This is a genomic window from Vibrio sp. T9 (genome assembly GCF_003123985.1).
Taxonomy (GTDB): domain Bacteria; phylum Pseudomonadota; class Gammaproteobacteria; order Enterobacterales; family Vibrionaceae; genus Vibrio; species Vibrio diabolicus.
Genome location: NZ_NIGY01000088.1, coordinates 1 through 391, shown reverse-complemented (window position 1 = coordinate 391; position 391 = coordinate 1). Strand labels below are relative to the sequence as shown.

Sequence of the window (391 nt, the reverse complement as noted above, 5' to 3'; positions counted from 1 at the left end):
CTCTGGCCCAGGCGATCACCGTGGGGATCAGAACGAGCTTTCACACCGACGATAATCCGCACACTCGCATCGAGGCAAACTTCGCCAACGGATCGACGCTGGTCTCCTCTTCCGGATCGCAGAATCTGCTCCTGCTTCCCTGGAGCGACGCTTCCGGCCGCAAGTCGTACTCGGCAGCCATACCCAAAGCACTGGCCGAGGTGCTTCCACCGACATCGACCAACCGAAAACGACTTCTCGTGGAGCCGTCCGAGGACGAACTCGACGATTACCTCGAGAAGGGAATGGGCAATGACTACGCCCGGTTCCAGGTGCAGATCGTCGCGCCACAGGCCTACGCCGCGCTGGCGTCTCGCTTCACCATCGTCGAGATCAATCCGGTGGACACGCC

The 391-nt window shown here is 61.1% G+C and carries 1 protein-coding gene; it reads left to right on the top strand.

Annotated elements, in window-relative coordinates; genetic code table 11:
• A partial coding sequence (locus tag CBX98_RS26355) for a hypothetical protein (protein WP_172606035.1) occupies positions 1 to 391 on the top strand: 391 nt, incomplete at both ends.